This is a genomic window from Paraburkholderia sp. SG-MS1 (assembly GCF_012275575.1).
In the GTDB taxonomy this organism is placed as follows: Bacteria; Pseudomonadota; Gammaproteobacteria; order Burkholderiales; family Burkholderiaceae; genus Paraburkholderia.
This window is the reverse complement of record NZ_NPIH01000226.1, coordinates 1-5007: the sequence shown is the minus strand read 5'-3', so window position 1 is coordinate 5007 and position 5007 is coordinate 1. Positions and strand designations below refer to the sequence as shown.

3 protein-coding genes are annotated in these 5007 nt (G+C 63.7%); all 3 read left to right on the top strand.

Going from position 1 to position 5007, the window contains the following annotated elements; genetic code table 11:
- A partial coding sequence (mprF, locus tag CIC12_RS20680; protein ID WP_168666473.1) for a bifunctional lysylphosphatidylglycerol flippase/synthetase MprF occupies positions 1–1744 on the top strand: 1744 nt, incomplete at its 5' end.
- Complete coding sequence (locus CIC12_RS20675) at positions 1741–3006, top strand: virulence factor family protein (protein ID WP_168666471.1); 1266 nt, start codon at positions 1741–1743, stop codon at positions 3004–3006. The genes mprF and CIC12_RS20675, both read left to right, overlap by 4 nt.
- A gap of 433 nt (positions 3007–3439) precedes the next feature.
- Positions 3440–5007 (top strand): threonine ammonia-lyase, biosynthetic (gene ilvA, locus CIC12_RS20670; RefSeq protein WP_168666469.1); only part of this gene is annotated, 1568 nt, incomplete at its 3' end.

Here is a 5007-nt window from a genome sequence, read left to right as displayed (position 1 = left end):
GGTGTTCACGCTGAGCGGCAGCGTGCAAACGCATCAGATGGTGGCGGCACTCCTCGCTTATCGCGCGATTTATTTCGGTGTCCCGTTGATCGCCTCGGCGGCGTTACTCGCCGGCTTCGAAGGCCGCGCGCTGAAAGGGCGCTTGCCGTTTCTCGACGCGGCGCGCGCATCGAAACTCGCGCCGCTGTTTCTGAGTCTCGTGACGTTCGTGGTCGGCGGGATGCTGGTGATATCCAGCGCGACGCCCGCATTCTGGCAGCGCATTCACATCCTGCGCGACGTGGTGCCGTTGTGGGTGCTCGAAAGCTCGCAGATGCTGTGCAGCGTGCTGGGCGTGCTGCTGCTGTTCGTCGCGCGCGGCTTGTTGCGCCGTCTGGACGCGGCGTGGTGGATGACGCTGCTGCTCGCGGTGCTGAGCCTCGCGCTGTCGCTGACCAAGGGTCTCGCTTTCGTCGAGGCGAGCGTGCTCGGCATGCTGATCGTGCTGCTGCTGTCCACGCGCCGGCGTTTCAACCGTCATTCATCGCTGTTCGCCGAGCGCTTCACGGCGGGTTGGCTGGTGTCAGTTGCGATGGTGCTCATGCTCGCCACGTGGGTGATGCTATTTGCCTTTCGCGACGTGCCGTACACGCGCGACCTGTGGTGGCAATTCGCCTTCGACGAACGCGCGCCGCGCGCGCTGCGCGCGACGCTGGCTGCGAGCCTGTTCGCCGCGACCTTTTGTTTCTGGCAACTGCTGCGTCCGGCGCCGGGCCGCTTCGTCAAGCCCGCGCCGGAGGATCTGCATGACGCGGCGCGCATCGTGCGCGCGCAGGAACGCAGCGACGCCGGTCTCGCACTGATGGGCGACAAGAGCTTTCTCTTTTCGGAGTCGCGCGAGGCGTTTCTGATGTACGCGAAATACGGCCGCACGTGGGCCGCGCTGCATGATCCGGTGGGACCGCGCGAGGAATGGGCCGGCCTGATCAGCAAGTTCGTCGCGCTCGCGCATGCGCACGGCGGCCGCGCGGCGTTCTATCAGGTCCGCGCCAACGCGTTGCCGCTCTATCTCGACGCTGGCCTCACGCTGATGAAGCTCGGTGAGGAAGCGCACGTCGTGCTAGACGATTTCGATCTGAAGGGCTCGCATCGCGCGCATCTGCGCTACGCGCTCAAACGTGGCGAGCGCGACGGCTTCACCGTCGAAGTGATCGATCAGCCGAACGTGCCAGCGTCGCTCGAAACGCTGCGCGGGATTTCCGATGGTTGGCTCGGCAGCCGCGACGCGCGCGAGAAAAGCTTCTCGGTGGCCGCATTCAACGATGAGTATCTCGCCGCGCAATCGGTGATGCTGGTGCGTCAGAACGGCGAGCCCGTCGCGTTCGTCACGTTCATGACCACCGATCTGAACACCGAAGCGACTGTCGGCGTGATGCGGCACGTGCAGAGCGCGTCGCCGTACGCGATGGAATATCTGTTCACGCAACTGGCGCTGCATCTGAAGCAGGCGGGGTTCCGCTCGCTCAGTCTCGGCATCGCGCCGCTCTCCGGCATGCAGCCGACGCCGCTCGCGTCGCGCTGGCATCGGCTGGCCGGCATCGTGTGGCGCTTCGGCGGCCGCTTCTATAACTTCCGCGGACTGCGTGCTTTCAAGAGCAAGTTCCAGCCGCATTGGGAGCCGCGCTATCTCGCGGCGTCGGGTTCGGTGGGCGTGTTCTTCACGCTCGCGGACCTGTCATTGCTGGCAGGAGGCCGGCGTTCATGACTGTGCATTCGATTTTCAGGCTCGCCGCCGCGGCGAGCCTCGTGACCTGCGGCGCGCTCGCGCAAGCAGCGACCACCACGGTGCCGGGCGGCCGTTACGGCGACGTCACCGTGACGCAGCCAGAAGGTCCGTTGCGCGGTTTCGTGGTGTTGTATTCGCAAGCCGCCGGCTGGAGCGCGGCCGACCAGCAAAGCGCCGATGCGCTCGCGAAAGCGGGGGCATTGACCGTTGGCGTGGACACCGCGCGTTACGCGGCGAACCTGAACGCGAAGAAGGAAACCTGCCATCAACTCGTGGGCGACGCCGAAGCGCTAAGCCACCAGCTCGAACGGCAATCGCAGTCGAGCCACTATTTCGCGCCGATCGTCGCGGGTACGGGCCAGGGCGCGACGCTCGCGATGCACGTGCTCGAACAGGCGCCGTCGAATACGATTGCCGGCGCGGTCTCAGTGGATACCGAGCACACGCTCGATGCACGCTTTAACCCATGCCCACCGGACCCGACGGTGATCCGCGACAAGGTGCCGGGCTTCGTCGAAAAGGCGAGCACGGGCAACGCCGATCGCGCGCGTCTTGTCGCGTTGCTCACACCGCATTTGCAGGCAGTGTCGACGAGCGATGACGACGTCTCCGATCTGCCGCTGATCGAATTACCGGCCGCGCATCCGAACGGCCTGATGGCGATCGTCATATCCGGTGACGGCGGCTGGCGCGATCTCGACAAGACCATCGCGCAAGCTTTGCAGAAGGACGGCGTCTCTGTAATCGGTTGGGACAGCCTGCGCTATTTCTGGAGCGAGAAGCCGCCCGCGCAGACGAGCCGCGATCTCGCGCGCGTGATGCAGACCTACGGTGCGCGCTGGAACGCGCAGCACATCGCGCTGGTCGGCTATTCGTTCGGCGCGGACGTGATGCCGTTCGCGTACAACCGTTTGCCGCAAGCGCAGCGTGCGAAGGTGTCGTTGATCGCGTTGCTCGGCTTTGCGCCCGACGCCGATTTTCAGATCCGGGTGGGCGGTTGGCTTGGCATGCCTGCGAGCGATAAGGCCTTGAAGGTGCGGCCGGAATTGACGAAAGTGCCGCCTGCGATCGTGCAGTGCTTCTATGGTGCGGACGAGGAAGACACGCTGTGTCCGGCGCTCGACAAGACCGGCATAGAGGTGATTCGCACGTCGGGCGATCATCATTTCGGCGGCAACTATAACGCGTTGGAGAGACATATTCTCGACGCCTTCAAGAAGCAGAGCGGTGTGCGTGATTGACTGCCGTGTGAGCTGACGTGACGTGGGCTTGCGAAGTGTGCGGAGTGCGCGAGTCCGCGAGCGAGCCTCATCCTCCTGTGCTGCACGCCGAAGCTCGCTCGTCTCACTTGACGCGTCTGTATTAATAGCGCGTCATTCATGCGCATTTGCCCGAGATGACGAACGTCGTTCGGCGTCTCGTCGAGGGTAGTCCGCAACGCGCAGCATCCTGGCCAGGGTTGACAAAGCCAGCCAACTCAACGAAGATCGACCACATGAACTGCCTCGACATCCGTATTGCGCTGATTATTAGCATCATTCATCGAATGGTGGGTTAGCGCGCGTCCAGTAGCAGTGACACATTAACCCGCCCCAAGAGGCGGGTTTTTTTATATCCGCTTGCTGCCTGCCTCCTGGTGAATGCTGTGCCGATTCGTTTTTACAGGAGCTTGCCTTGCCGTTACTCGAACTCGAACATGCGACCGAAACCGCCAGCAGCGTCGCGCTTCGTCATGACTATCTCAAGAAGACCCTGACCGCGCGCGTCTACGACGTGGCCCGCGAAACCGAACTGGAGCGCGCGCCGAATCTGTCGGCACGTCTGCGCAATCCGGTGTATCTGAAGCGTGAGGACAACCAGCCGGTGTTCTCGTTCAAGCTGCGCGGCGCGTACAACAAGATGGCGCATCTTCCGGCTGAAGCGCTGGAGCGTGGGGTGATTACGGCATCGGCGGGTAATCATGCGCAGGGCGTCGCGTTGTCGGCGGCACGCATGGGTGTGAAGGCGATCATCGTAGTGCCGGTGACGACGCCGCAGGTGAAGGTCGATGCGGTACGCGCGCATGGTGGGCCGACAGTCGAGGTGGTGCAGTTCGGCGAGTCGTATAGCGACGCTTATGGCCATGCGGTCAAACTGCAGGAAGAGCGCGGCCTGAGCTTCGTGCATCCGTTCGACGACCCGTACGTGATCGCAGGGCAAGGCACGGTCGCGATGGAAATTCTCAGCCAGCATCAGGGGCCGATTCACGCGATCTTCGTGCCGATCGGCGGCGGCGGACTCGCGGCGGGCGTGGCTGCGTATGTGAAATCGGTGCGCCCGGAGATCAAGGTGATCGGCGTACAGACCGATGATTCGTGCGCGATGGCCGCCTCGCTCAAAGCAGGAGAGCGCGTCACGCTGAACGAAGTCGGACTGTTCTCGGACGGCACGGCGGTGAAGCTGGTCGGTGAAGAAACCTTCCGCCTGTGCAACGAATATCTCGACGACGTGCTGCTCGTGAACACCGACGCGCTGTGCGCGGCAATCAAGGACGTCTTCCAGGACACCCGCAGCGTGCTCGAACCGGCTGGCTCGCTAGCCGTTGCGGGCGCGAAGCAGTATGCCGAGCGCGAAGGCATCGAGAACCAGACGCTGATCGCGATCACGTCGGGCGCGAACATGAACTTCGATCGCATGCGCTTTGTCGCCGAGCGCGCCGAAGTCGGTGAAGCACGCGAAGCGGTGTTCGCGGTGACGATCCCCGAAGAGCGCGGCAGCTTCAGGCGTTTCTGTGAACTGGTCGGCACGCGCAGCGTCACCGAGTTCAACTACCGGATCGCGGACGCGAACTCGGCGCATATCTTCGTTGGCGTGCAGATCAGGAACCGCAGCGAGTCCGCGCAGATCGCGGGCGCCTTCGAAGCGCACGGCTTTGCGACCGCGGACCTGACCTTCGACGAACTCTCGAAGCAGCACATCCGCTACATGGTCGGCGGGCGCTCGCCACTCGCGCATGACGAGCGCCTGTTCCGCTTCGAGTTTCCCGAGCGGCCGGGCGCGCTGATGAAGTTCCTGTCGTCGATGGCGCCGAACTGGAACATCAGCCTGTTCCACTATCGCAACCAGGGCGCGGACTACAGTTCGATCCTTGTCGGCATCCAGGTGCCCGCGAGCGAGACCGACGCGTTCGAGCGCTTTCTCGCGACGCTCGGCTATCCGAACTGGGAAGAGACGCAAAACCCGGTGTATCGGCTGTTTCTTGC

Excerpts from the sequence above, each read along its gene's own strand:
- CIC12_RS20675 (WP_168666471.1), top strand. The coding sequence starts at position 1,741 with ATGACTGTGCATTCGATTTTCAGGCTCGCCGCCGCGGCGAGCCTCGTG.